Below are 25,811 nucleotides of genomic sequence, written 5' to 3' on the forward strand. Positions count from 1 at the left end.
TTATTCAGAGGTAATAACGACAAACTCGCCGCGCATAACGTCGGATGGAAAAGTTACGGGCGTCGCTGGGGTAGATAAAGGGAGTGCAACGGCGGTAATGAAATCGCCGCGTACAATCCCTCGGGGGTAACGGATCTGCAGCTTGCAGGCTGGATTGCTCGGTATCGTGTTTGGCTTTTGTTGATCGGTATGGCTTGAAGGCACGATATATTTTTTCCCGGAGGTATAACCCATGCGCTCTAGATAGCTGGTATTGGAAAATGCCGCTTCCGGCTTCTGACCGCGATCAAAATTGCCCGAGTAATAACAGCTCAGCGCCCGCTTTAAGGTGCCGCCCCGCAGGTAACAGTCGGTGATTATTTTTTCGAATACAGTGAGATTGGCGCAGGGCTTCAGCAGTTGTTTGGCCGTGATAGAGTAGCGAGAGAAATGAGCCTGGTTAATTTGCATCAGGCCCACCGAGTAATTTTTACCTTGTGCCTTAAGCAGGTCAATATGATGAACAGCCTCCTCCATATTATGGGGGTAAAGTCCTTTTTTCTGGCCGACTACGCCAATAGCCAAGGGATTTAAACCTGACTCAACCCGGGCAACATCATGGGCGGTATCCGGATGAATGGTGGGCGCGCATTCCATAGCCAGGGCCAGAAATAGAGCGGATGACAGCATTTGTCCTCCTCGTTAATGGTGACGCCTATTTGATAGGAAGTACTGAGCAGCAATAGTCTCTCTCTAAAGATTGATGGAGCATTTAAGGTGAGAAAAAACAGCCAAGCTCAGCATTTCGGCAACCCTGGGTTGCTGATTACCTTAGCTGGCTGATATACCCGTCATACTTCGAGTTGAATGTACGTTGGCTGCATTGGTTCACCCGAATCACTTACCTACGTAAGCTCAGCGGGATTCTCTCCCTTGCCGCCTTCCTGCAACCCGAATTTATTTGGGGTATCGATGAGTAATCCCTAATAAATCATTGCTATTTCACATCCCGATTCTGCATTCCGATTTTAACGGGTTAGCGAGAACATTCAGTGGCACCCTGAATTATGGTTACGTGAAAGCCCAAACCTTATTGTTAAAGAGCAGAATGATCTTTGAACGATGATCACTATGGAGGAAAAATAAATTTAATCATCCGTCGAATAACTGCGGTAAGAAATGCGAAATTCAAAATGAATTAAAAAAGAAAAATGTTATTTATTTGGTGTGGTCGATGGTTGTGGGATAGTTGTTATTAATATGACTTAATGGGTTTGAAAATTACCTAATTCAACTTATTGTGTTATAAGTTTTTCTTGGGCTGGTTTGTGTTTGGATTGGTTTATTTTTTGACTGCTTTTTCTATTTTATTTTTATAGTCATTTGGGAAGGTGTTTCTGAGCTATAATGTGAAAACTTTCAATGAAATCAGTGAATCTAGTGGGTTAAGTGAGTTTAGTATGCTTTGGTTGTCTATTTTATGCGCTAAATATTATGTGCTATAGTGTGACTAAGTTTTAAATAATCACTAGTGCGATCTTGAAAATAAGAAGTCATCAGAATGGGAATGTGAATAAATTCATATTTTAAGTATTTTCCAGTAATTGCGAATTTTGGGGCGGTTTTGGATATATTGCTATTTATTAAATATTACCTGTCTATTCGGCCGTCATAGCTAAAACCATTCTGGTTGTAAGACAAAGGATTTCTTTTTGAACAATGTTAAGCATTGACCCGCTAGGACGAGACGCATAAATGCGTCTCGTCCTAGCGGTATGTAATAGGATCCCAATGAGCTTGCTTAGTTTAGAGGTTTGGTTCAGAAAATATAGCCAACGTATATGCCACTTGAAGTATAAAGGGTATAAACGCATATTTTGATCGAGTGTACTGGCTACCTAATCTAGGCAGATTAGCGTTTTTTTTCCATCAAATTTTGACAGTCAATACAGGTGGTTACCCCCGGTAATATTTTCTGGCGCTGTAAGGGGATCGCTTCCCCGCAAAGTCGACAGTGGCTCAGAGAGGGGGTTGGCCCTGGTTTAAAACGGCTCTGTTCTATCATCTCTTCTAAACGTTGTTCATTAAACTCCTGGTCACGATCGATTTCATCCGGCATGGCACCCTCTCCTGGTATTCTGCATTTCTTCAAACAAGGTGATTCGGTTCCACACGGCGGTAAGGGTAGGGGCATGCTTATGATGACTAAGGGATTCGGTGATAAGCAGCATGGCAGATAGCCCCTCAAGGGAGTCCGCCGGACTAATACAGGCTAACTTCCAACGTTGCCAGATTTCTGTATCGATAACTTCATCTGGGGTAGGTGTTCTGCCGCTAGGGACATTCACCGCCAGTAGACGGCGTCGGGCACAAACTTCGTTGGAGGTTAAACCGAAAAAATGATGTAACAATGCAATCGAACCGCCTAAGATAATCGCCTGATTGATCAAAGATTGGCGAGAGGCTTCTTGGGCCGTGGTATTGAGCAGGGCAACCAGCTTATCGTGATCGATAGCGTAGCGCATAAATTGACTCGACATCCGGCAAAGAATAATCAGCTCATCGGCGGTAATAGTGGCGAGTTTGCTTATTTCATTTTGCGTAAACCCCATCTTATAGCAAAAGGAAAAGTCGCCCGCCTGAATCGCTGTTAAGGTTGAGGTGAGAATAAGACGATTAATGGAAGATAGCATAATAGGTTTTCTCGTTATCTATTAGACAGTTTAGTATTTATCCATTGCTCTATTTCCTCTTCCAACCATGCTACGCTGGCCGGGCCAATTTTAATTGAAGCAGGAAACAGTCCTAATTTCATATAAGCGTATATTTGTGTTCGATTTAACCCTGTTTTTTTCTGTACCTGTTTGATTCTTAATAATTGATGTTCCGGCATATATTCTCCTGAGGCAGCGTATCTCACCAGATGTACCAGAAAAACATAGTGCGGTTATAATCCCAAGGAGTCTGACCCTTAATAAGGCACGCAGAACCCTTAATAAGGTTAAGGTCGAATTATTTTTTCGCGGGAGCACCTCGCGCTAGCGCCTGTTTTAGCGTATCTCCGCTGAATTTATCGGCAATACCGCTCTCTTTGGCCCACTGCTCAAAAATTGGCAATAATTTATAAGGCTGATTGATAAGCGAACTGATGGTCTGATTATATTTACACGAAAGCCAAAATAAGCGTGAGAGTGGAGTGGTTATTCTTGGGGTTGGCGTTTGGCTGCCGATGAATTTAGTTTCCCCCGTAAGCAATTTTTCTATCTCCGACTGGCGGATAACAAAACAGGCATCCTTAGGTAAATGATATATGGGAAATAACGATATGGTTGGGATATCCAAATTATTATTGGACTCTAGCGGTAGTCTTAATCGTGAAGTAATATTATTGGGCAAGCTTAGTAGCTGACGTTGGTAGCGTTGTTTAGTGGTACACTTTTCAAATAGTTGAAAGATATCATCGTTAATCTTTACGGTAATGCCAAAATTATGGCCATACCTCAGTGAATCGTCAGATATCGGTATGCCAAGACTGCTAGCGAGCAGTTGTTGAATAAGTACTCGCTCAAAACCCATCAGCGAAGTATCAAAAAGATGACCTTGAATAGGTAAGACGTCTTGTTCTGTGCTATAAATAATCTTTCTATTAAGAATGAATTGATCACTTTCAAGATAACACAGTTGCTCCAACTGGCTTCTTTCGAAGGTTCTAAACTTCAGTTTATTATTATGGCGATTTATTTTTTTAAGAAAAATCGGTGACTGAAAGAAAATTGATAGAGTAATTCTCTTATTAAGAGCATGGATATAAATATCGGCATCGGAGAGATAGACATGGTGCCGTTGACAAGCATGATATTTTACCTCAGGTATGGTAAGCCATCCGAACGGATTACGCCTACTATATGAATTTTCGCTGTATCCCTTCATATCTATCCTTAAGATCTAGATTTGTAATTATTCCCAGAGCTAGCATGGCAAATGACGTTGTTTTTACTAAAAAAGTACAATGCTGGTGGTAAGGCTAATACTAAGCGTGACAACGTCGGTGTGAGGCCCAGTCTTTTGTAGAGCAAGATCACGGCAACATAAAGTACAACTGATATATATAGTGCTTTTGATGGGAGGAGGAAATATCATTAATCAAAATCTATTTAAGAGGGTTTTCTATCCGAAACTTGTTTTTTCACACGAAAAAAAAGATGTTGATGTAACGTGATGATGTTGCTTTTATTTATTCTGTGCTTGTTATTAAATAAAATGAAGTTAAACTTTTTTTTACAAAAATTGTTGTGCTTTTTTAGTGGATGATGAAACGTAATCTGATAGTTACTAAAATTCATCAAATGAATTTATAAGGTTTTATAAATTAAAAATATCATTTGTTATGTGAATTATTATTGATGAGTTGATTTTAATTAATCTATTTTGCCTATAAATATTATCGACATCTTGGTACGCATACTTTACGAGAGGAAACGGTTTAGCGGGCATAGAGAACAGCGGGTTTATCTTTAGGTCTGGCGTGTTTTCATGTGATAACGAGGCTTTATCAGATAGGTTTTACCTCTTCTAGTAAGCTATATACCATTATGCTCCAAGTTGCGTGTACATTGGCTGTATTGGTTTATCCAACCCCTTACCCGCGTAAACTCATCGGGGGCCTGTTATTTGTGCGCGACAAGACCCATAAATACATCTCGCCTGCCGGGCCAATGCGTTACATTGTTCAAAGCATAGATGTTAAGTTCAGCAACTTGAGTGATTGAGGATCTATACCCAATAAACTTGAAGATGCAGGCTTAAGCCACGGTGTAACCGTATCAGGCGGGTATAAAGTAAGGTGAACTGCATGCAACTTCAGATATCACAGGTGAAAATTCCCTAAACTGTGCCTATACATCCAGTTTTAGGTTTTTTCATATCTCTTGCAGAAAAGAGCAAGGCGTTTTACTGAAGCAAACCGCTGGCTATCATGCTTTAGGGAACCTGAACCAAAAGCCGGATTGCCGGGCAAGCAGTATAGGTCGTCGGTACTATTGCGGAATATACCTTGCCGAGTACCGCAGCTAGCTCGACAAGGCAAATAATGGCTTACTGCCAGGTGATGGGCAAATTACTGATTATCACGTACTGTCCTTTTAATTCGATTCCCCTCCGCATCAAAGTAACGATTGGGCCAGATAATACTGGGTGAAATATCGAGGGCTTCGGCGATCAGTTTTTCTCCCTTAGGCCAAGGCCGTGTCAGCGCGTTAGCCAGTGTTGAAGAACTCAGACCTGCAGCGCGTGAAACAGCCGCCAAAGATGTTTTACGTTTGCGTAGCGCCGCGATGATATCCGCTTGATGCCAATCTTGGTGGGGGGTGTGGTTGCCCATGAGGTACTCTCCTTAGATAAATTAAAACTCCTTCAGTTAAACTATATCTTCATTTTAGTATAAAAAACAACCTTAAATAAATTTTAAATTTACTCAAGATAGAAATAATTTAAGAAGGGGGAGGGTTGTTAGCGAGATACTCGAGGGACAATCCCTCAGAATATGGACAGAGTGTGATAGGAAAGCGACTAAGGATGGCGCGGGTAAACAATAATTTAAAACAGTTTGAGCTGGGGTGTCTGGCTGGGTTGGATGAAGAAACCGCCAGCTCCCGGGTGAGTCAATATGAGCGTAACGTTAGTGCCCCGGACTTCGGCCTAGCCTGCCGCTTCGCTGCGGTGCTGGATGTGCCTGAAGCCTATTTCTATACCCTGGATGATGCTTTGGCATCCTTAATTCTGCAGTACCACCAATTTAAAAAACGTTCGCCAGACTCTTTTCTGGTGCTCACCCTACAGAGATAGTTCTGCTTCCCTGCTGGCTACTTAGCCTTACTACGTAAGATGCTAGCAGGTTGAAAAATGCGCTATAATAAAGAAATTCTTAAATATTGACTGATTTAATTTTTTAAATAAACTTTAACTTCATTCAGTAAATCTTTTCTTTAAGAGCTGGCGTGACGAACTCAGCAATAATCTTACTTTGCTCATTAACTCAATAGGCTTCTTGTGATCGGTAAAAGATTAAGATTAGCGCGTGTCAATAAAGGACTAAAACAGATTGAACTCGGCTGCCTAGCGGGCTTGGACGAAGAGACCGCCAGTTCGCGGGTGAGTCAGTATGAAAGGGACGTCAGTTCTCCAGACTTCCGCCTGGTCTGCCGCTTTGCTGAAGTCTTAGATGTACCTGAGGCATACTTCTATGCCCTGGATGACGATCTCGCCACTCTGATCCTGCAGTATCACCGTTTTAAAAAGAATCATCCCAATTCGACGTTAGTTATCACGGCGCAGTAAGGCGTGATAGTGTACATGACGCTCAAGCAGACTAATTTTCTCCGGGGATTCAATGAGGAGAGTGTCTGCTGTGAGCGAAAAGCGGACAGGAACATTCTGGTTAATAGATATCAATGCTAACAAAAAAGCTCCCGATGGAGCTTTTGAAACCGCTTCCACATAATGAAATAAAAGGATTTATTTCTGGTCATGCCCATACATTGACCATGTCGAAGTAAGTAGCTCCGCGAAGCGGGGCTACTTAAGATAATTTCTATGTAGTTCCATGCTATGATTTAATTTTCAAGTTACAAAATTCTAAATCTACAAATGTCCATTTGGATGTAAAATTACAAAATCGTATCTATACTAATACGAAATTCTTCAAAAACTCTTCCAAAGACTCGCCTGGATTATCGTTTTCTGATGAAATTATGCCTATTCTCCACTGTTCCAGTATTTCCTCTTGAATTGGGTTCGGTCGTGGTAAGAAAATATAAGACTTTGGCTGTGCTTCTTCTAACTTTTGCTCTTTCCAAAGCTTGGACAATTTATAAAATAGTAGTCTGATATTAATATCTGACAGACTATACCCAATAAAAAGAACTGATTTCCCGAGAACATCAGATCTAAATTTTATATCCAATGGAGTCTCAAACTCTAATCGTTGAAAGTAACTTGTTTCATCTAATACAATTGAACTATCGTCATCAAAGTCCCCATGAAACTTGATTATTTGCGTCTTACTATTATTTATTTTTTCAATATCAGAAACTGATGATATTTTTGTATACTCTTTACCATAAGTTGATAAGGCAGTTTCAATCCATCGGTCGTAATTTGTAGTATATATAATAGGGAAATTAGCTTTAGCTATGTACTCGTGAACTTTAGACTTTCTGATATCTATCTCGCTAGAGTGCCACATTCTATCCATCCAGCTTCTAAGAGGCCCTATCTTGCCTTTTTTCAACTTGTAATACTCAGCTAACTCTAGTGCACTACCGAATGTGCGATATATATCTGGGTCATAACCTAACTCAGTTGCAATGTGATCAACCAATTGACTCCATGATGGCAAACCTAAGTTCATTGACACACCAGCACCAACAAAAAGGATAACATTTCCTTTTTTATAATCAGCAAGTAATTGCTCCATTATTTTCCTCCCTCTAATAGATATTCTTTAAATTTATCGAAAGCTTTTTTTCTCATAGATATTTCATTTTTCCTGTCCCCCATCTCAGCAAAAGTCTCACTTTCGCCATCAGGAATAAATATGCAATCCCATTGAAAATCTCGAGGGCCTTTTGGCACAGGAGATATTGTACCTTGAGTTTCACCTTCGAAAGTATAGGTTTTCATCGAATCACAATAGCCAATTATTGTTTTAGCAACTAAACGAGGATTTTCACTTGTTCCTAATAATTGTGAAAATTTATCAGCTTGAAGCTTATCCCAAAATATTTGCGTTAAGCCACCCGGAAAACCATTGAGGCTTTCTATATATAGTCCAGTATGTTCGACAAAGACCGGTCGCCCAACTAATTTAAATGCTTTTAATAATTTATCTTTAATTAGTGCATGGACATTTTCAGTTTGAATTTCATCTATAGAGTGTTCAGATGCTAATACAACAACTCCTGTACCTGATAGAATTTCATTTATTTCTTTAATTTTATGTCTATTTCTGGTTATGAATCGAATGTTCATTTCACACCTTTAAGAAAGCTATATCGTTTTTGAGTTTCATACATATTATCCATGACTATAAAATTCTTGGTCTCTTGCATAAATGCGACATAATCTTCGCTCAAGCTTGATCTGTGAATAGCCGGATTATCTGAGCAAATCACAAACGGAATATTATGGTTAATCATTTCGCCAACTGGATGAGGATCGATATCAGAGACTGCACCTGTCAAACGATTACTAATAGGACAAACCTCAATGCAAATGTCCAGTTCTCTAATCAAATCCATTATCACCGGAGATCTTATAACAGCTGTACCATGTCCGATACGATCAGCTCCATAACTAATTATGGCATTCCTTATGTTATCAGCATTTCCAGTCTCACCCGCATGAATTGTTATGCCTAGTCCATATTTGTCTTTAGCACTTCTAAATAAACTTGCAGTCTCAGGTGGTGGTGTTATATCTTCATTACCAGCCAAGTCCAAACCAATCACCCCTGCTGGACATCCTAGACTTTTGTAAGCACCAAGAAGAGAACGAAGATGTTCGGGAGCATATTCGCCACGCGTAATAGTTAGAATAAGTCCGGCTTGAATGTTGAATTTTCTAGAAAAAAAGTCAATATCATCTAAAACCCACTTCAATGCTTCGGAAACAGAAATGTTATTAAGGAGTGCTATGTATATAATGCTATTTCTTAATTCAACAAACTTAATATTCTCAGTAATTAGATTTGAAAATGCACTCTCAATAATAATAGATAAATCTAAGCGACTCGCAGGAATGAGCCTTAAAAACTGCCATGGCTTTAAATAATCCACTAGTGATCTTGCTGGGTGTGTTACATTCAAATCAGTATCTATATTAAAGTGTTCAGGCATTTCAATAATATTTTTTTCTAGAACACCCCTAATTACTTGAGTGCTTACCAATCCATTCAAATGAACATGTAATTCTCCTTTATCCATCATTCGAGCTTCGTAAAGATCCATTTTAATTACCTTATATATCTAAACTCTTAATTTTCTATTTTTTACCATAGGAGTAATCCAAAAAAAAGACCTTGTTGACTAAACCCTCATGTACAAAATGCACACTTACTCAAAAGGATTTGGAGGCAATCTCTACCTCCATGATTTAGTTCCTAGGGATAAGCAGAAATCTAGTACTGGATTAAAATGTCAAAATAAAAATAATAATCAATAGATTATAATGGTTTTTTATTAACATCCATAGGATCTGCTGCTGCCCGCATGATGTTGGACGCGACGGCGCTGGTACATAGCCGCTATATCGTTATACCTATTGATACAAGGGGGTTGATGCTAAGAGAATAGTTTAATCTAAGCATCAACCCCCTTAACTTTAAAAAGTAAACGTCTATCCTGCCTATTTACTCCAATACCCACTCATACAAATAAGGTGCCACATAACTTTCTCGATTGGCATCGAGATAATCCGACCACCACTGCATCATGGCTTTGCGCGCCTCAAGATATTGCGCTTTGTGGATATAGGCGGCGCGGACGCTATTGCGCTCTTGGTGACTCATTTGCCGCTCAACCGCATCCTGTGGCCAGCGGCCAGACTCCATTAGGGCGCTGCAGGCGAGGGTGCGAAAACCGTGGCCGCAGATTTCGGTTCGCGTGTTGTAGCCCATAGTGCGTAATGCCTTGTTAAGCGCATTCTCGCACATGGGTTTATGGGGATTATGATCCCCGGGAAAGACAAACTCACTCTCTCCGGAATAGATTTTTATCTCTTCTAGCAGGGTAATCGCCTGGTGGGAAAGGGGCACTAAATGCGCCGTTTTCATTTTGGCCCCGCGCTCAGAATAGCGGACCTTGGGGATCGCCTCCCTTGTTGCCGGTAGTGTCCATAACCCTTGTTTAAGATTGAACTCCTCCCAACGGGCGAAACGTAACTCGCTTGATCGAACAAACAAGTGCAGGGTTAATTTTAACGCCAGACGTGTTAACACTCTTCCTTGTTGATACTGTTCAATGCGGGTTTGTAATAGGGGTAATGCTGAAAGGCACAGGGCAGGGTGATGGCGTTTTGGCGGCGGTGTGGTGATGCCTTTTAAGCTTTCCACCGGATTATGTTCGATAAGATCTTGATGCACGGCATGACGCATAATGCTGCATAAGTGCTGTCGAGTTCGGGAGGCGACCTCCAAAGCGCCCCTGTTTTCGATGGCTTTAAGCAGGTCTATAAAATGGCGGGCTTTAAGCTCACTGACTAACATATGGCCGATAGCCGGAAAGATGTGATTATGCATACTTACCAGTAACCGCATCTTATGATTTTGTGACCAGGTTTTATTTTTGTTATGCCAATCCAGCGCCACCGCTTTGAGACATTTTTCCGGTGAACGGGCGGCTTTCTCAAGGGCACGTTGGTGCATGGGGTTGATATTCTGGGCAAGCTGTCGGCGTAATTCATCCCGTTTTTGTCTGGCTTGCGCAAGGCTAACCAAGGGATAAGCACCTAATGCTATGCGGCTTTCTTTTCCTGCAAAGAAATATCTGAGATACCAGAGACGTGAACCGCTGGGTTTTACATGCAGATAGAGGCCGTCTGAATCAGAAAGCTTGATGGGTTTAGCAGGGGATTTTAACGTGCGGATTTTGGTGTCGTTTAGGGACATACATGGGTCACTCCAATATCGAACCGGAAAGACCCCAGATCTGACCACCAAATTCACTAGATGCATAGGGATATATAGATACACATCGGGAAGAGTTTTTACGCTAACCCGTTGAGTCTAAAACAGATAGGGACTCATAGGTTAGCATAAGAACAAGAATTTGGCTCCTCTGACTGGACTCGAACCAGTGACATACGGATTAACAGTCCGCCGTTCTACCGACTGAACTACAGAGGAATTGTCTGAACGAGGCGCATATTAACGAGGAGGAATGGGGTTGTCAAAGGCTGTTTTAACGAAACAAGTCTGACTGCTGTTTTATCCAGCAATTTTGCTAAAAAAGCCACATGTAGTGGCTTTTAACGTCATTTCATCGGCCTATCTGAAAGGCGGTTCGTTAAAGGTGCGAAGCTTGCGGGAATGTAACTTGTCGCCCTCGGCACGCAAGAGGCCGATGGCACAAATGCCGATTTGCAAGTGTTCGGAGATGGCGCCTTCATAGAAGCGATTTGCCTGCCCCGGTAGCTTTATCTCTCCATGGAGGGGTTTATCTGATACGCACAGCAACGTGCCATAGGGAACGCGGAAGCGATATCCCTGGGCCGCGATGGTGGCACTTTCCATGTCAATCGCCACAGCACGACTCAGGTTAAAACGCAGAGCACTGGCGGAGTAGCGGAGTTCCCAGTTACGATCATCAGTTGTGACAACGGTACCGGTGCGTAAACGCTGCTTAACTTCTTCCCCTGGCATGCCACTGACTTGTTTGGTGGCATCATAGAGGGCGCGCTGAACTTCAGCAATGCTGGGGATAGGAATATCCGGTGGCAGCACGGCATCCAGTACATGATCATCCCGCAGATAAGCATGGGCCAGTACATAGTCACCAATTTGCTGGCTTTCACGTAGCCCACCACAATGACCAATCATCAGCCAGGCATTAGGGCGCAGTACCGCCAGGTGGTCACAAATGGTTTTGGCATTAGAAGGGCCAACACCAATATTAATCAGCGTTATCCCTGTTCCTTGTTTATCAATCAGGTGCCAGGCTGGCATCTGGTGTTTTTTCCATGCCAAATCCGACATGGTTTCTTCCGGGGCATCTGTTTCCGCAGTCAGGAGAATATTACCCGCGCACGAGAGGGCAACATAAGGACTCTCTGGGTTGTTAATTTGTTCAATGCCCCAGCGTACAAACTCATCCACATAGCGGCTGTAGTTGGTGAAGAGCACAAATGCCTGGAAGTGTTCAATGGGGGTGCCAGTGTAATGACGCAACCGGGCGAGGGAAAAATCTACCCGACGGGCATCAAAATGGGATAAAGGACCTTCTTCCCTCGGCTGAAACAGCCCATCAGCGGTTTCATCCCCGATTTGTGCCAAGTCAGTACTTGGGAAGTAGTGTGTCAGTCCCGCACTCATGGTGCGATCCAGGTTTAAACCATCAATCACATAAGGGTAGGGGATTTCATGTTTTGAGGGCTCAACCTCAATATGTATCCCGTAGTCTTGATGCAGCAGTTCGAGTTGTTCACTGAGATAGTGACGGAAGCGTTCCGGGTGGGTGATGGTGGTGGTGTAACTCCCCGGGTGCGTAAAACGGGCATAGGCGCGGGTTTTGTTGGGCGTGAGGGTGGTGCCATCCCAGCTGACCCGTAATTGTGGGTAGACAAACAGCCCCTTATCTCGTGCTGCGGTATCCGGCAGGATACCCTGCTGAGTGTAGTCACCAATGGCTTTGCGCAAAGCATCGACTGCATTGTTATACAGTGTCTCAAGTTTATCCAGCGCCTGGGTGGGAGTCAGCCCCGCAGGTGTCTTACTGTTGCTCATTTTTGCTCCTTTACTGATGCGCTTCGTATGCCCTGGCTATCCGGTCTGACACCAGAATCAAAAGGTGAAAAAACAGACACATTATTCAATCACAGGTAACGTGACTAGCGCCTGTTCACAGCGGTTTTTAACCTTTTCGTACAATAAGCGTACGGCGGTTGAAAGTTGCTGACGGTGTGGGCAAATTAAATTAAGTGGCAGGCTATCACCTTCATATTGCGGTAGTAATACCTGTAAGTCACCGGCTTTAACATTATCACTGACATCAATCCATGATTTATAGGCAATGCCCTCTCCTCTGATGGCCAGCCGCCGAACGACCTCCGCATCATTACTGATGAGAGACCCCTGGACAGTCACATGATGCTGCTGTCCCCGGCGCTGAAATGTCCAGCGGTCATAGGCCCTGCCATGTAGTGCATAAATCAAGACCGCGTGTTGGGTAAGGTCATCCAGGCTCATGGGGGTGCCGAAACGGGATAAATAGCGTGCTGATGCCACCAGCACCCGGCGATTTTCTGCCGCGACGGGCAATGCGACATAGGATGCATCTTCAGGATTACCGTAACGAAAAGCAATATCTACCGGGTCTTTAAAGATGTCACTGACCTGGTCTGAAAACTGCAGCTTGAGTTGTAACGCCGGATGAGACTGACGGAATGACTGAAACACATCAAGCAGGAGATGGCGACCTAAATCAGAGGGCACCGCAATTTGCAGGGAACCCCTAATTTCCCCCCCGGAAGGTTTGAGTTGCTGGTAACCTGTTTCCAGGGTTTGTAGCACCGAGACAGCATAGGGTAACCAAGTCTCTCCCTCAGGTGTCAGGCGCAGATGGCGTGTGGAACGGACAAATAATCGCGTATTCAGATTATCTTCCAGCCGTTTTATGGCGGTACTGACCTGTGAAGGCTGAATACCCACCTCACGGGCTACTGCGCTAAAATTGCCCAGTAATGCCGCCCTGACAAATAATGTGAGATCTTCAAATCTGAGCATTTATCCTCTTTGAGCACAAGTGTTGTTGTCAGACAACGGTTTTTAAGTGGAAGGAGAATCTGTATTCTGTCGTTATTGATTTTTTCTGGGCCTCCAGTTATGGAGCACTTCTCATACTTATTCTGATTTTACTGAATTACTTCGTTAGTTAAGGGACCATCATGAGCATTATTGATGTTGCACAGTCGCGTTATACCACCAAGGTTTTTGATAGTAACAAGAAGATCTCAGCCCAACACGTGGAAGAGATAAAGCAATTGTTGCGTTTAAGCCCTTCCAGCACCAACTTACAGCCATGGCATTTTATTCTGGCCAGCAGTGAAGAGGGTAAAGCCCGTATTGCTAAATCCACTTCAGGTTCTTATAGCTTCAATGAAGCAAAAGTACTCAATGCGTCTCAGATTGTGGTGTTCTGTGCCCGGACAACCCTTGATGAAGACTACCTGAACAAAGTGTTACAACAAGAACAGGCTGACGGGCGTTTTGCTAACAGCGACGTGATGGCCGGGCAGCATAAAGGGCGTAGTTATTTCGCCAACTTGCACCGCTTTGATTATAAAGATGCCCAGCACTGGATGGAAAAACAAGTTTACCTGAACCTGGGCAACTTCCTGTTAGGGGTAGCATCATTAGGTATTGATGCCACGCCGATAGAAGGCTTTGATGCCGGTATCCTGGATTCGGAATTCGGGTTACGTGAAAAAGGCTTTACCAGCCTGGTCATCGTCGCACTGGGCTACCATGATGAGGATGATTTTAACGCGGCACTTCCCAAGTCACGTTTGCCATTGAGTGAAACACTGACTGAAGTATAGGATTATCCGGAAGCCAGGGGCGTTACCCCCTGGCTGCGCGATGACATTGAGCTACGCCTCGTTAAAGCTTTGCAAAGTGGCCAGCGTAGCGGTGGATCCCCCGCAAACAATCACCAAAATATGGTGATAGTTATCCAGCAGGGGGGCTTGCTGGTAGAGTAACGCCAGCGCAGCACCACAGGCTGGTTCTACCAGGGTACGCTGGTCATCAAGAAAACGCAGACAGGCATTAACCGCCTCCTGGTCACTCACACTGTATGGCAGTACCTGGCGCTGCTGGGTGACATCATAAGCCCGCTGGCATACCTGACGAGCCCCTAATGAGGTGGCAACACCGGACAGGTTACTGACAGGCACCGGCTTTCCTGCATCAATGGCCGCACGATAAGAAGCCATCCCCTCGGTTTCTACGGCAACGATCGGCACATGCCCCATATTATTACGGCGCAGCCCTTCGTCGACCCCGGCTAATAGCCCCCCGCCACCGACGGATAGCACCACTGCATCAGGACGCAATCCCTCGGCCACCACTTCATCAATCATTGAGGCATGCCCCTCCCATAGTAGAGGATCATCAAAAGGATGAATAAAGGCATCCTGCTCGGTCAGCAGAGAGAGGGCCAGTTCATTCGCCTCTGCCCACGATTGCCCATGGACAATGACTTCAGCCCCTTGCTGGATTAACAAATGACGTGCCCGCGAGGATGTGGTTCCCGGGACCACCACCACGACCGGAACCCCCAGTTTACGACCCGCATAGGCAACTGCCAGCCCCGCATTCCCCCCTGACGAAGAGACAAAACGCCGGGCTCCCCGGGCTAAATGCACTTCACAAGCATGGCCAATTCCACGAATTTTGAATGAGCCGGAAGGCTGCATCGCCTCCATTTTTAACCAGACACGCCCCTGGTTCAGCTGACTGAGTGCCAGTGATTCCAGAAGTGGGGTATGAATACTGAGCGACATAATGTGTTTTCCTTTGCGGTTTGCTGGCATCAGGCCAGGGCCTGAACCTCTATTTCAATATCAAGATCAAAGGCCAGGCGACTGACCAGGGTGGTACGCGCCGGGAAGTCAGGAGCAAAATAAGGCCGGTAGCATTGGTTAAAGGCAGCAAAGTGCGCCATATCTGATAACCACACGTTGACTTTCAGTACCTTATCCAGTGAAGAACCACAGGCTTCAAGCGTGGCAATGATATTTTCCATCACCTGCTGGGTTTGTTGTTCAATGGTGCCGGGCAAGGGCTCTCCCTGAGCATTCATCGACACCTGCCCACTGAGGAATAAAAAACCGTTGGCCTGAACTGCACGAGCAAAAGGGTAGGGCAGTGTGCTGGGGTATGACTTAATCATGTTATTCATGGTGTAACCCTACTGGTCTGCTTCATTTTTAAGGGAATCAAGATAGTTATAGATGGTGTAACGCGTTACACCGAGGGCGGCGGCGGCCTTCTCGACCCCACCTTTGATCAGAAAAATCCCTTTTTCTTGCATATTTTTTACGGCCAGCAAATTGGCACGTTTCGTGTCGGTGCGGTTCTGCTGCCCGTCCAGAATATGGGTGGTACGGATGATTTCATGCATTAAGTCTTCAATACTGACAGGATTGGTATCAGCTACTGGGGCTGGTGGCACACAGGGCGAAGAGGGAAGAATGGTTCCCGCCATTGAGGTGAGGATACGTACCGCCTCGTCGATCCCGGCATTGTCTACGTTGACACACAAGGCCGCGAAAGGCTGCTGGTGGTGGTCACGGTAGATAGCGGTGCTGCTCCTTAGCGGCTTTCCATCACGGGTGTAGGTAACGTAATCGAGGAGCAGAGAAACCCGCTCTTCGCTTTTCTCCATGGCATTGATAAAAGCCTTGTCAGTACGGATCCCGGCCAGTACTGAATCCCCTTTTTTCCGCCCGGTGACGTCAGCATTAACTATCTCTGCAATGGAGTATTCTGGCTGCCTGAGATCATGCAGCACCACTTCCGTGTTGCAAGGGACCAGACTGCCGATGACCCGTACCGTTGCAGCAAGCAGGGTGATTAATTCATCGCGCGGGTCTTCATTGGCTGACTGACACATGGCTGGCACTCCGGGATACATAAAAGACATATTTAACTCAACATTTTGTTGAAAACTACCATTGTAAAACCATTAGATCAACTTTTTGTTGATCTAACGGTTGTCGGACAGGGTGGGGCTGGGAAGTGTCTGACAAAAAAGGGGGAGTCATCAGGAGGTGAGGGGGCAAACCTCGCCACTAGTGCGAGGCTTACCGGGCAACCGCTTTGGCTACTTAAGGTTTGCGGGCAACCAGTACTGCCCGTAATGGGGCCGGGTAGCCTTCAATGGTTTTACTGCTGTCATAGGGATCAAGGAAATCTGCTAACGATTCTGTGGTCAGCCAGGAGGTGCGGCGTTGTTCTTCCGAGGTTGTCCGGCAGCTATCAACAATTCTGACATCAACAAAACCACACTTCTCAAGCCAGTTCTTCAGCCCCAGAGCGGAGGGAATAAAGTAGACATTACGCATTTGTGCATAGCGTTCACCAGGCACCAGTACGGTGTTCTCATCCCCTTCGACTACCAGCGTTTCCAGGACTAACTCACCTTCAGGAACCAGCTGGTTTTTCAGCTGCCATAAGTGGTCCAGTGGGGAGCGACGGTGATAGAGTACGCCCATAGAAAAGACGGTATCAAAGGCATTCAGCTCCGGAAGCTGTTCAATCCCCAACGGGAGCAAGTGAGCCCGCTGGTCATTGCCCAGTAACTTACGCACGGCTTCAAACTGACACAGGAAGAGCTGCATCGGATCGATTCCGACAGCGAAATGCGCCCCGGCACCAATCATGCGCCATAAATGGTAGCCACTGCCGCAACCCACATCGAGAATGGTTCGCCCTTCCAGCGAGGAAATATGTGGCAGCAGGCGATCCCACTTCAGGTCAGAACGCCACTCGGTATCGATATTGACGCCATACAAAGAGAATGGCCCTTTACGCCATGGCATCAGGTTACGCAACAACTTTTCGATGCCCAGCTGCTGACCCGAGCTTAACGGTTCCTGGGCTTGTGCGCTGACGCCATGCAATAAATCCAGATGATAAGGCGTGATTTCTGGCAGATGCTGAATGGTATTAAACCATTGTTTAAATTGCCCGTGAAGAGACTCACGCTGCCAGGCGGCCAGTTGGGCCGGAACGGTTTCCAGCCAGGGGGCCAGGGGGCCTTTTGCTATGTGCTGATAAAAATTACCAAAATCAATCATACTGTTGCCCCGGACTTTATTGCGACCAGTGATCCAAAATTAAAACACTGGAACCATAGCTCAGCGTGCTCAAATCCTGCCTGTTTTAAACGTGTTTTATGGGTTTCAACCGTATCGGTAAGCATCACATTTTCCAGCATGCTACGCTTCTGGCTGATCTCCAGCTCGCTGTAACCATTCGCGCGTTTGAAATCATGGTGCATATTAAATAACAGTTCTCCTACCTGCGGGTCGGCAAAACTGAATTTTTCTGACAGCACCAGAACCCCCCCAGGGTTGAGTCCTTCCCAGATGGTATTCAATAAACGCTGACGTTCTTCAGGGATGAGAAACTGCAGAGTGAAGTTAAGTACCACCATTGAGGCATTATTAATGGGGACGTGGCGAATATCATCCTCAATAACTTCCACCAGGGTTTGTCCCTTGAAAGCATCAAGATGACGACGGCAACGGTCAACCATTGCCGGTGAATTATCGACGGCGATAATTTTACACCCCTCCTGACGGATATTGCGCCGCACCGAGAGTGTTGCAGCCCCAAGAGAGCAACCAAGATCATACACCTGGCTATAGGGTTGCACAAAGCGCTCCGCCAGCATTCCTATCATCGAAATAATGTTGGAATAGCCGGGTACTGAACGCTGTATCATGTCCGGGAAGACTTCCGCCACCCGTTCATCAAAGGTCCAGTCACCCAGTTTGGCTATCGGGGCAGAAAATAGCGTATCGCGGTCTGACATAACGTTAATCCGGAAATTCTAAAGGGGCGTATTTTGCGTCAATAGAAGGAGAAAACCAACTCCCAAGGCATATACCATAAATTTGCCAGCACCATCAGCATCAGCGAGATCCACGTCGCGCTCATGCCAGAACGGCGCCAGCGCATTAATCGATGGTGATAACCGTAGTAGTGCATTAATCGCCCCACCAGTAACAATATGCCACAAACGTGGATCATCCAGGCCTGGGCACCGTTCATTTCCATGAACAGCAGCAATAGCAGGCCGATAGGAATGTACTCTACCGCATTAGCATGAATACGTATGGCGCTTTGAAGTTCGCTAAATCCACCATCCCCAACCGAAACCCGGTACTGCATACGTAAACGCGACACATCAAATGAAAACTTTATTAACAGTAATGCAGCTATCACGGCATACAACGCGCAAACCATAAAAACCCCATAAAAAGCACTCGTGCCACGCCCTATAATAACCTGCTACGTCAATTCTGTCCTCACTCCTTAAAAAAGAGAAGCCTGCAGGGCCAAAGCCGGTGGGGGCCCCAGTTCAGGAAACCGTAATTGTAACTGGGGCCACACGTGATCAACCAGTGAGTTAACCTCACCAATATCGGCGGTGTGGATAAACAGATAGGGCGTACCTGTCCCGGCCCACTGGGCCAGTTTATCCAGCCAGGGGGTAAATAGCTCACCACTCTGCTGATTATCATCGCTGCCAATAAAGCGTACCAATGGGTTATGGGCCGTCATAAGGGCATGTACCGGGAGTTTGGGTTTTTTGCGCTGGGCTTCGCGCATCGCCTCATTGCGGGCTGCGGCTAAATGAACAGGGCGACTGTCGAGGATCACCCGGTTAACGTTGCGCTGATTCAGGCCCTGATTCAGCGCCCGCTCCTCGTCGCCCTTGGCAAAAAAAACCGGATGGCGGACTTCAACCCCATAGGTGAAATCTGGCGGTAGATGGTCGAGGAAATGCCATAATTTTGGTAAGTCATCCGGCGTAAAGGTGGCAGGTAACTGAAGCCAGTATTGACCAATGCGATTAGCCAGTGGTGCCAGGGTAGCAAAAAAAGTATCCCGCAGGTCATCACAGTGGCTGAGGGCTGCCTGATGGGAAATGGTTGCCGGGAATTTAAAACAGAACCGGAAACGATCGCTGGTCATGTCCCGCCAGCGTAAAACGCGGGCCTGATTCGGCAAAGCATAAAGGGTGGTATTACCCTCTACGCAATTGAAAAAACGGGCATAATCCGCCAGAGAGGAAATGCCCAGTTTTGCCCATTTAGGGTGCTGCCATTGTGGCAGACCGAGATAAATCATAGCGAGGCTAAAATATCCTCAGTGCTGCGCACACGCGCTATCCGTGGGAAAATATGATCCAGACTGCCCTGGTGCTGTTCACTACTGGCGGCACTGCAGGCATCTTCAGCAATGACCAGTGAGAAGCCCAGTTCCCAGGCATGGCGGGCAGTGGACTCGACACCAATATTGGTGGCAATGCCGCACAGGACTAGCGTATCAATACCACGACGACGGAGCTGGAGTTCGAGCTCGGTACCATAGAATGCACCCCACTGGCGCTTAATGATAACAATATCGCTATCTTGCTGCCCAAGGGCTACAGGGGGATGCCACCAGTTATCGGGGAGTTCATGGCCGGACAATGGCGCATCAACAGGGGGATTCAGGGCATCAGCAAAATCGGCAGACCAGCCGACACGCACCAGAAAAACAGGCGCGCCATGTTCACGGAATTTTTCCGCCAGCCGCGCTGCGTTATTCACCACTTGCTGGGCACTCCAGGGGCCTCCTGCAAAAGGTAAAATCCCCTCTTGTAGATCGATGACAACCAGGGCACTGCTTGTTGGATTGAATACAGACATAATTAACTCCAGCACTATCTGAACAGAAAACAAGACATTACACCGAAATCAGGGCGGTTCACCCCGTCTATTTTGTTAGATTTTGTGTGTTTTACCCGCGGACGGAGATGATTATTGCTACTCGGCGGTTTCGGGGTTATCGCCAGCTATAATTTCCAGTATAATAGCCCCCTTTTTTCATTCAGTCGTGATAGTCGACAGAGTTGCCACCCATATGCCTGCATAGCAGGTGACGTGGCGCGCGTAGCTCATTAAGGAATATCTCATGCGTACAGTATATTGCGGGCAGCTTAATGCCACTCATGTGGGACAACAAGTAACACTTTGTGGGTGGGTTAATCGTCGTCGAGATCTTGGTAGCCTTATCTTTATTGATTTGCGTGATCGTGAAGGTATCGTGCAGGTCTTTTTTGACCCGGACAGCCAGGATACGCTCTCACGTGCTGCTGAGTTAAGAAATGAGTATTGCGTTCAGATTACCGGCACAGTACGTGCCCGTGACGAAAAAAACGTCAATAAAGAGATGGCGACCGGGGAGGTTGAAGTCTTAGCCGCTGAACTGACGATTATTAACCGCTCAGAAGCGCTTCCCCTGGACTCGAACCATGTCAATACGGAAGAAGCTCGCCTCAAGTATCGCTATCTTGACCTGCGCCGCCCGGAAATGGCAAATCGTCTGAAGACCCGAGCCAAAATCACGAGTCTGGTCCGTAATTTTATGGACAATCATGGTTTCCTGGATATTGAAACCCCGATGCTGACAAAAGCGACCCCGGAAGGCGCCCGTGACTATTTGGTTCCTAGCCGTGTTAATAAAGGGAAGTTCTATGCCCTGCCACAGTCTCCGCAGTTGTTTAAACAGCTGCTGATGATGTCTGGCTTTGATCGCTACTACCAAATCGTCAAATGCTTCCGTGATGAAGACTTACGCGCTGATCGTCAGCCAGAATTTACTCAAATCGATGTTGAAACATCCTTTATGACGGCGCCACAGGTGCGTGAAATAATGGAACAGCTGGTGCGCAAGTTATGGCTGGACATCAAGAATGTTGACCTTGGTGAGTTCCCGATAATGACCTTTGCTGAAGCGGAACGTCGTTACGGTTCAGACAAGCCTGATTTACGTAACCCAATGGAATTGGTGGACGTTGCTGATCTGCTTAAAGAGGTTGAGTTTAAGGTGTTCTCTGGCCCTGCAAATGATGCCAAAGGACGTGTTGCAGCACTCTGTGTACCCGGCGGTGCCCAGTTGAGTCGCAAACAGATTGACGAGTACGGCAAATTTATTGAAATTTATGGCGCCAGGGGCCTTGCTTATATGAAGGTCAATGAGCGTGCAAAAGGGCTGGAAGGTATTACCAGCCCGGTAGCTAAATTCCTCGATGCGTCTATCGTTGAAGCGATTCTGGCCCGTACTAACGCGGCTGACGGAGATATGATTTTCTTCGGTGCTGACCATAAGAAAGTGGTTGCTGATGCGCTGGGGGCTCTGCGTCTGAAAGTAGGGAAAGATCTGCAGCTGACAGATGAAAGCAAGTGGGCACCGTTGTGGGTTATCGACTTCCCCATGTTTGAAGACAATGGCGATGGTACCCTGAGCGCCATGCATCACCCGTTCACCTCACCACGTGATATGAGTGCGCAAGACTTAGCCGCCGAACCTGAAAGCGCGATTGCGAATGCTTATGACATGGTGATTAACGGTTATGAAGTCGGGGGTGGGTCGGTACGTATTCACCATGAAGTGATGCAGCAAACAGTATTTGGTATTTTGGGTATTAACGAACAAGAACAACGCGAAAAATTCGGTTTCTTGTTGGATGCCCTGAAATACGGTACTCCGCCACATGCGGGCCTGGCTTTCGGACTCGATCGCCTGACCATGTTGTTAACGGGTACTGAAAATATTCGTGATGTTATTGCCTTCCCGAAAACCACAACCGCATCTTGTTTGATGACTGAAGCGCCAAGTTTTGCTAACCCAGCTGCACTGGCTGAACTGGGTATCGATGTGGTTAAAAAGGCTGAGAAAAAATAATGAGTTATAAGCCTCCCGTTTCAGTCCTGGTCGTGATTTATGCCGAGGATACGAAACGGGTGTTGATGCTGCAACGGCGTGATGATCCTGATTTTTGGCAGTCGGTTACCGGCAGTGTGGAAGCGGGTGAAACGGCGCTGTTTGCGGCGCAGCGTGAAGTAAAAGAGGAAGTCGCTGTTGACGTGGTCGACGAGCGGCTACCTCTGGTTGATTGTCATCGTTGTGTTGAGTTTGAAATTTTTACGCATTTACGCCACCGTTACGCCCCGGGAGTGACGCGGAATCAGGAATCCTGGTTCCTGCTGGCACTCCCCCATGAACGCCAGATCACAATCAGTGAGCACCTGGACTGGAAATGGGTGCCGGCGCGGGAGGCGGCTCAGATGACGAAGTCATGGAGCAACCGCATGGCGATTGAAGAATTTATCATTGATGTCGCCTGATAAAGGCGTTTTTGGAGATTTTTATGGCAGGTCATAGTAAGTGGGCCAACACGAAGCACCGTAAAGCAGCCCAAGATGCGAAACGCGGTAAGATTTTTACCAAAATTATCCGTGAGCTGGTAACGGCAGCACGTTTAGGCGGCGGCGATGCGGGTTCTAACCCTCGTCTGCGTGCGGCGATTGATAAAGCGCTGTCTAATAACATGACGCGTGACACCCTCAACCGTGCTATCGCACGCGGTGTTGGTGGTGATGAAGATGCCAATATGGAAACCATCATCTATGAAGGTTATGGTCCTAGTGGTTCAGCGGTGATGGTGGAGTGTCTGAGCGACAACCGTAACCGTACTGTGGCAGAAGTACGCCATGCCTTTAATAAATGTGGTGGAAACCTGGGGACTGATGGTTCCGTGGCCTATCTGTTCAGCAAAAAAGGGGTGATATCCTTTGATGCAGGGGATGAGGATCAGATCATGGAAGCCGCACTGGAAGCTGGTGCTGAAGATGTCGTGACCTATGATGACGGGGCTATTGATGTCTATACTGCCTGGGAAGAGATGGGTGCGGTGAAAGATGCGCTGGAAGCGGCTGGCCTGAAAGCCGATAACGCGGAAGTCTCTATGATCCCATCCACGAAAGCGGAGCTTGATGTGGATAGCGCGCCTAAGCTGCTGCGTCTGATCGATATGCTGGAAGACTGTGATGATGTTCAGGAAGTTTACCATAATGGCGAAATTTCTGATGAGGTGGCGGCGACCCTTTAATGGGCTCACCCCAGGCAAGATACCTGCATAAAGGTGGCAAGTAATGGCGATCATTATCGGTATCGACCCAGGCTCACGCATCACGGGTTATGGTGTCATTCGCCAGACGGGGCGGCAGCTTACCTATTTAGGTAGTGGCTGTATACGCACTCAAGTTACCGACTTACCCTCGCGCTTAAAAATAATTTACGCGGGGGTCAGTGAAATCATTACCCAGTTTCAGCCTGATTACTTTGCGATTGAACAGGTGTTTATGGCAAAGAATGCGGATTCAGCGCTAAAACTGGGGCAGGCACGTGGCGTCGCTATTGTTGCGGCGGTCAACGCGGATTTGCCGGTATTTGAGTATGCGGCCCGTCAGGTAAAACAAACGGTGGCAGGCAGCGGCAGCGCCGAGAAGAGTCAAATACAGCATATGGTGCGGATGCTGTTAAAGCTTCCCGCGAATCCTCAGGCTGATGCCGCTGATGCGCTTGCCATTGCTATTACCCACTGCCATGTCACGCAAAATGCGTTGCAAGTCAGTGCGTCACGGCTTAATTTGGCCCGGGGACGATTAAAATAAAAAAGGCTGGATATGCATCCAGCCTTTTTTATATGATAAACAAAATTATGATGTTATTGATAGCCGTCAGGTAATAACGGTTATCACCTTTAATTTAGCCATGCCCGGGAGCACAATGTGATAGGTAGACTCAGAGGCCTTGTTCTGGAAAAACAACCCCCACTGGTATTACTGGAAGTGGGAGGGGTTGGCTATGAGATACATATGCCGATGACCTGTTTCTATGAACTGCCTGATATCGGCACTGAAGCCTTGGTATTCACCCAGTTTGTGGTACGTGAAGATGCTCACTTGCTGTTTGGCTTCAATAATAAACAGGAACGTACCCTGTTCCGTGAGCTCATTAAAGTAAACGGCGTGGGGCCTAAACTTGCGCTGGCGATCCTTTCCGGAATGTCAGCCCAGCAATTTGTTAATGCAGTTGAGCGGGAAGACGCCGTCTCACTGGTAAAACTGCCAGGTGTGGGTAAGAAAACGGCTGAACGTTTAGTGGTGGAAATGAAAGACCGCTTTAAAGGTATGCACGGTGACTTGTTCACCCCTGCGGCTGAACTGGTTCTTACCGCACCAGAAAGTGGCATGGCTGATGACAGTGAAGCAGAGGCTGTTGCTGCCCTGGTATCATTGGGTTATAAACCTCAGGAAGCCAGCCGTATGATAAGTAAAGTTGCCCGTGCTGGCGCGGATTGTGAAACCCTGATCCGCGACGCGTTACGCGCAGCCCTGTGAGGTAAAGGATGATTGAAGCTGACCGCCTGGTCTCTTCCGGGGCAATGACCCCTGATGAGCTGATTGACCGCGCCATTCGCCCTAAACAACTGTCTGACTATGTTGGACAGCCCCATGTGCGTTCACAGATGGAAATCTTTATCCAGGCGGCAAAGTTGCGTGGTGATGCTCTTGACCACTTGCTAATCTTCGGCCCTCCGGGATTGGGGAAAACCACCCTGGCGAATATTGTCGCCAACGAGATGGGCGTGAATCTGCGCACCACATCGGGCCCGGTACTGGAAAAAGCAGGGGACCTGGCCGCGATGCTCACCAATCTCGAGCCTCATGATGTGTTGTTTATCGACGAAATTCACCGCTTGTCGCCTGTGGTTGAAGAGGTACTCTATCCCGCGATGGAAGATTACCAACTGGATATCATGATCGGGGAAGGCCCAGCCGCACGGTCAATTAAAATCGATTTACCACCATTTACCCTGGTCGGGGCGACGACGCGCGCGGGGTCACTCACATCGCCGCTGCGCGATCGTTTCGGCATTGTACAGCGTCTTGAGTTTTATCAGGTGGCTGACTTGCAGCATATCGTCGGCCGCAGTGCTGCCGTACTGGGGCTGGAAATGAGTAATGAAGGCGCACTGGAAGTGGCCCGCCGCGCCAGGGGGACGCCGCGTATTGCTAACCGACTGTTACGCCGGGTCAGGGACTTTGCTGAAGTGCGCTATGATGGCATGATCAGCGCAGAGGTCGCTTCCCAGGCACTGGATATGCTGAATGTGGACAGTGAAGGTTTTGATTATATGGACCGTAAACTGTTGCTCGCTGTGATTGATAAGTTTCAGGGGGGGCCGGTAGGCCTGGACAATCTTGCCGCCGCCATTGGTGAAGAACGTGAAACTATTGAAGATGTGCTTGAACCGTTCTTAATCCAGCAGGGATTCTTGCAACGTACCCCCCGAGGCCGTATTGCGACCCCACGGGCCTGGACTCATTTTGAAATCATTCCCCCGGAGATGCCGTGACTCGTCCCCATTGATTCCCGATGATCACCGGGGGGCAATGCTTCCCGTTGGCAGAACAACATCCGGGATATCAGT

At 46.8% G+C, this 25,811-nt stretch carries 29 protein-coding genes and 1 tRNA gene; 9 read left to right on the plus strand and 21 right to left on the minus strand.

What is annotated here, in order from left to right; all coding sequences use genetic code 11:
- From JK154_RS01520 to JK154_RS01545, 6 genes are all read right to left on the minus strand, one after another.
- Positions 1-669 (minus strand): lytic transglycosylase domain-containing protein, encoded by a 669-nt coding sequence (locus JK154_RS01520; protein ID WP_211990710.1) that lies wholly within the window; start codon positions 667-669, stop codon positions 1-3.
- Positions 670-1,891: 1,222 nt separating this feature from the next.
- Positions 1,892-2,098: a TraR/DksA family transcriptional regulator gene (locus JK154_RS01525; RefSeq protein WP_211990711.1), complete on the minus strand. Its 207-nt coding sequence runs from the start codon at positions 2,096-2,098 to the stop codon at positions 1,892-1,894.
- On the minus strand, positions 2,088-2,672 hold the full coding sequence (locus JK154_RS01530; RefSeq protein WP_211990712.1) for a DUF2857 domain-containing protein: 585 nt from the start codon (positions 2,670-2,672) through the stop codon (positions 2,088-2,090). Before JK154_RS01530 ends, JK154_RS01525 begins: the two co-directional genes overlap by 11 nt.
- A gap of 14 nt (positions 2,673-2,686) precedes the next feature.
- The gene (locus JK154_RS01535) at positions 2,687-2,872 is read right to left on the minus strand and encodes an AlpA family transcriptional regulator (RefSeq protein ID WP_211990713.1); all 186 of its coding nucleotides are present in this window, start codon (positions 2,870-2,872) and stop codon (positions 2,687-2,689) included.
- 119 nt (positions 2,873-2,991) lie between these two features.
- Positions 2,992-3,909, minus strand: coding sequence for a hypothetical protein (locus tag JK154_RS01540; protein ID WP_211990714.1), 918 nt, complete (start codon positions 3,907-3,909; stop codon positions 2,992-2,994).
- Positions 3,910-5,095: 1,186 nt separating this feature from the next.
- Positions 5,096-5,359: a helix-turn-helix transcriptional regulator gene (locus JK154_RS01545; RefSeq protein ID WP_211990715.1), complete on the minus strand. Its 264-nt coding sequence runs from the start codon at positions 5,357-5,359 to the stop codon at positions 5,096-5,098.
- A gap of 194 nt (positions 5,360-5,553) precedes the next feature.
- Between JK154_RS01545 and JK154_RS01550 the strand changes: the two genes are divergently transcribed.
- Both JK154_RS01550 and JK154_RS01555 read left to right on the plus strand, forming a co-directional pair.
- Positions 5,554-5,823: a helix-turn-helix transcriptional regulator gene (locus JK154_RS01550; protein ID WP_211990716.1), complete on the plus strand. Its 270-nt coding sequence runs from the start codon at positions 5,554-5,556 to the stop codon at positions 5,821-5,823.
- Between the two features lie 204 nt (positions 5,824-6,027).
- Entirely contained in the window at positions 6,028-6,315 is a 288-nt protein-coding gene (locus JK154_RS01555) for a helix-turn-helix transcriptional regulator (RefSeq protein ID WP_211990717.1), read from the plus strand.
- Between the two features lie 343 nt (positions 6,316-6,658).
- Here JK154_RS01555 and JK154_RS01560 read toward each other — a convergent pair whose 3' ends face one another.
- The 7 genes from JK154_RS01560 to JK154_RS01590 form a co-directional block, all read right to left on the minus strand.
- Positions 6,659-7,453, minus strand: a complete 795-nt coding sequence (locus JK154_RS01560; RefSeq protein ID WP_211990718.1) for an SIR2 family protein — start codon at positions 7,451-7,453, stop codon at positions 6,659-6,661.
- Positions 7,453-8,007 carry a non-canonical purine NTP pyrophosphatase gene (locus tag JK154_RS01565; RefSeq protein WP_211990719.1) on the minus strand — a complete coding sequence of 185 codons (555 nt, stop codon included), beginning with the start codon at positions 8,005-8,007 and terminating at the stop codon, positions 7,453-7,455. Before JK154_RS01565 ends, JK154_RS01560 begins: the two co-directional genes overlap by 1 nt.
- The gene (locus JK154_RS01570) at positions 8,004-8,984 is read right to left on the minus strand and encodes an adenosine deaminase (protein ID WP_211990720.1); all 981 of its coding nucleotides are present in this window, start codon (positions 8,982-8,984) and stop codon (positions 8,004-8,006) included. The genes JK154_RS01565 and JK154_RS01570 overlap by 4 nt, the downstream gene beginning before the upstream one ends.
- Positions 8,985-9,385: 401 nt before the next feature.
- A complete protein-coding gene (locus JK154_RS01575) occupies positions 9,386-10,642 on the minus strand; it encodes an integrase arm-type DNA-binding domain-containing protein (RefSeq protein ID WP_211990721.1) in 1,257 nt (418 codons plus the stop codon).
- A gap of 161 nt (positions 10,643-10,803) precedes the next feature.
- A tRNA-Asn gene (locus JK154_RS01580) sits at positions 10,804-10,879 on the minus strand.
- A gap of 141 nt (positions 10,880-11,020) precedes the next feature.
- Positions 11,021-12,475, minus strand: coding sequence for an AMP nucleosidase (locus JK154_RS01585; RefSeq protein WP_211990722.1), 1,455 nt, complete (start codon positions 12,473-12,475; stop codon positions 11,021-11,023).
- Between the two features lie 81 nt (positions 12,476-12,556).
- A complete protein-coding gene (locus tag JK154_RS01590; RefSeq protein ID WP_211990723.1) occupies positions 12,557-13,474 on the minus strand; it encodes a LysR family transcriptional regulator in 918 nt (305 codons plus the stop codon).
- 161 nt (positions 13,475-13,635) lie between these two features.
- On the opposite strand from JK154_RS01590, the gene nfsB reads away from it, so the two are divergent.
- Entirely contained in the window at positions 13,636-14,289 is a 654-nt protein-coding gene (gene nfsB, locus JK154_RS01595; protein ID WP_211990724.1) for an oxygen-insensitive NAD(P)H nitroreductase, read from the plus strand.
- 51 nt (positions 14,290-14,340) lie between these two features.
- On the opposite strand, the gene JK154_RS01600 is transcribed toward nfsB, so the two are convergent.
- The 8 genes from JK154_RS01600 to JK154_RS01635 all read right to left on the minus strand — a co-directional run bounded on the left by JK154_RS01600 (position 14,341) and on the right by JK154_RS01635 (position 20,178).
- A complete protein-coding gene (locus JK154_RS01600) occupies positions 14,341-15,255 on the minus strand; it encodes a pyridoxal-phosphate dependent enzyme (RefSeq protein ID WP_211990725.1) in 915 nt (304 codons plus the stop codon).
- Positions 15,256-15,284: 29 nt separating this feature from the next.
- Positions 15,285-15,653: a RidA family protein gene (locus JK154_RS01605; RefSeq protein WP_249215711.1), complete on the minus strand. Its 369-nt coding sequence runs from the start codon at positions 15,651-15,653 to the stop codon at positions 15,285-15,287.
- 9 nt (positions 15,654-15,662) lie between these two features.
- On the minus strand, positions 15,663-16,367 hold the full coding sequence (locus JK154_RS01610; RefSeq protein WP_211990726.1) for a PAS domain-containing protein: 705 nt from the start codon (positions 16,365-16,367) through the stop codon (positions 15,663-15,665).
- 214 nt (positions 16,368-16,581) lie between these two features.
- Positions 16,582-17,553 (minus strand): tRNA 5-methoxyuridine(34)/uridine 5-oxyacetic acid(34) synthase CmoB, encoded by a 972-nt coding sequence (gene cmoB / locus JK154_RS01615; protein ID WP_211990727.1) that lies wholly within the window; start codon positions 17,551-17,553, stop codon positions 16,582-16,584.
- Complete coding sequence (gene cmoA / locus JK154_RS01620) at positions 17,550-18,293, minus strand: carboxy-S-adenosyl-L-methionine synthase CmoA (RefSeq protein WP_211990728.1); 744 nt, start codon at positions 18,291-18,293, stop codon at positions 17,550-17,552. The genes cmoB and cmoA overlap by 4 nt, the downstream gene beginning before the upstream one ends.
- 38 nt (positions 18,294-18,331) lie before the next feature.
- Positions 18,332-18,727, minus strand: coding sequence for an MAPEG family protein (locus JK154_RS01625; RefSeq protein WP_211990729.1), 396 nt, complete (start codon positions 18,725-18,727; stop codon positions 18,332-18,334).
- A gap of 69 nt (positions 18,728-18,796) precedes the next feature.
- On the minus strand, positions 18,797-19,615 hold the full coding sequence (locus JK154_RS01630) for a DUF72 domain-containing protein (protein WP_211990730.1): 819 nt from the start codon (positions 19,613-19,615) through the stop codon (positions 18,797-18,799).
- On the minus strand, positions 19,612-20,178 hold the full coding sequence (locus JK154_RS01635; protein ID WP_211990731.1) for a hydrolase: 567 nt from the start codon (positions 20,176-20,178) through the stop codon (positions 19,612-19,614). Before JK154_RS01635 ends, JK154_RS01630 begins: the two co-directional genes overlap by 4 nt.
- A 265-nt stretch (positions 20,179-20,443) precedes the next feature.
- Between JK154_RS01635 and aspS the strand changes: the two genes are divergently transcribed.
- The 6 genes from aspS (at position 20,444) to ruvB (ending at position 25,736) form a co-directional block, all read left to right on the plus strand.
- On the plus strand, positions 20,444-22,216 hold the full coding sequence (gene aspS, locus JK154_RS01640) for an aspartate--tRNA ligase (RefSeq protein ID WP_211990732.1): 1,773 nt from the start codon (positions 20,444-20,446) through the stop codon (positions 22,214-22,216).
- Entirely contained in the window at positions 22,216-22,659 is a 444-nt protein-coding gene (nudB, locus tag JK154_RS01645) for a dihydroneopterin triphosphate diphosphatase (protein WP_211990733.1), read from the plus strand. Before aspS ends, nudB begins: the two co-directional genes overlap by 1 nt.
- Before the next feature lie 23 nt (positions 22,660-22,682).
- Positions 22,683-23,423 (plus strand): YebC/PmpR family DNA-binding transcriptional regulator, encoded by a 741-nt coding sequence (locus JK154_RS01650; RefSeq protein WP_211990734.1) that lies wholly within the window; start codon positions 22,683-22,685, stop codon positions 23,421-23,423.
- A gap of 43 nt (positions 23,424-23,466) precedes the next feature.
- The gene (gene ruvC, locus JK154_RS01655; RefSeq protein WP_211990735.1) at positions 23,467-23,988 is read left to right on the plus strand and encodes a crossover junction endodeoxyribonuclease RuvC; all 522 of its coding nucleotides are present in this window, start codon (positions 23,467-23,469) and stop codon (positions 23,986-23,988) included.
- Positions 23,989-24,105: 117 nt separating this feature from the next.
- Positions 24,106-24,717, plus strand: coding sequence for a Holliday junction branch migration protein RuvA (ruvA, locus tag JK154_RS01660; RefSeq protein ID WP_211990736.1), 612 nt, complete (start codon positions 24,106-24,108; stop codon positions 24,715-24,717).
- Between the two features lie 8 nt (positions 24,718-24,725).
- Positions 24,726-25,736 (plus strand): Holliday junction branch migration DNA helicase RuvB, encoded by a 1,011-nt coding sequence (gene ruvB, locus JK154_RS01665; protein WP_211990737.1) that lies wholly within the window; start codon positions 24,726-24,728, stop codon positions 25,734-25,736.
- Positions 25,737-25,811 lie beyond the last annotated feature (75 nt).

Source organism: Citrobacter sp. JGM124 (genome assembly GCF_018257795.1).
In the GTDB taxonomy this organism is placed as follows: Bacteria; Pseudomonadota; Gammaproteobacteria; order Enterobacterales; family Enterobacteriaceae; genus JGM124.